This is a genomic window from Anoxybacillus sp. UARK-01 (genome assembly GCF_002075365.1).
In the GTDB taxonomy this organism is placed as follows: domain Bacteria; phylum Bacillota; class Bacilli; order Bacillales; family Anoxybacillaceae; genus Anoxybacteroides; species Anoxybacteroides rupiense.
The window spans coordinates 1-555 of record NZ_NASY01000062.1 but is presented as its reverse complement, the minus strand read 5'-3'; the positions used below and the strand labels follow the sequence as shown (position 1 = coordinate 555).

Genomic DNA, 555 nt, shown 5'->3' with positions numbered 1-555 from the left:
ACAGCGGCGACTAACGTAATCGTCACCAATATCATCAATGTCACTTTCCATAGCTTACTCATGGTCCTGCCCCTCCACATTTTTAGAAACCCCTAAAATCGAAATTTGCTGATAAAATTCTTTTACCAGCTCTACTACCTCTTTTTCCGACTCACGGACAACAAATTTTTTACCATTCGTCAGCGTAATCGTTGTATCCGGAAAAGCTTCGATTTGTTCTATGTATATCGCATTTAAGGTAAACGATTTTCCATTCAGCCGCGTTAATGTGATCATATGTATTGGGGCACTAGACAGAGCCTAGTGCCCTCCCCCCTTAATTATTTCTTTAGATTGACAAGCTCTTGCAAAATCTCATCCGATGTTGTAATAATGCGTGTATTCGCTTGAAATCCGCGCTGCGCGACAATCATTTCCGTAAACTCTTCAGATAGATCGACATTGGACATTTCAAGCGCACCAGGAACAATTTTGCCTGCTCCGCCTACTCCCGGAGAAGTTAACGTCTCCGCACCAGAGTTCGTTGTTGAGCGGAAAAGATTGTCTCCAACCTTC

General features: G+C 43.1%; 2 protein-coding genes. Both read right to left on the bottom strand.

Translation table 11 applies throughout. The annotated features are described in order from the left end of the window. Nucleotides 1-54 precede the first annotated feature (54 nt). Nucleotides 55-276, bottom strand: a complete 222-nt coding sequence (locus B6A27_RS18280; RefSeq protein ID WP_044746136.1) for a flagellar FlbD family protein — start codon at nt 274-276, stop codon at nt 55-57. 44 nt (nt 277-320) lie between these two features. After that, on the bottom strand, nt 321-555 hold a 235-nt coding region (locus B6A27_RS18275), incomplete at its 5' end, for a flagellar hook-basal body complex protein (protein WP_139788177.1).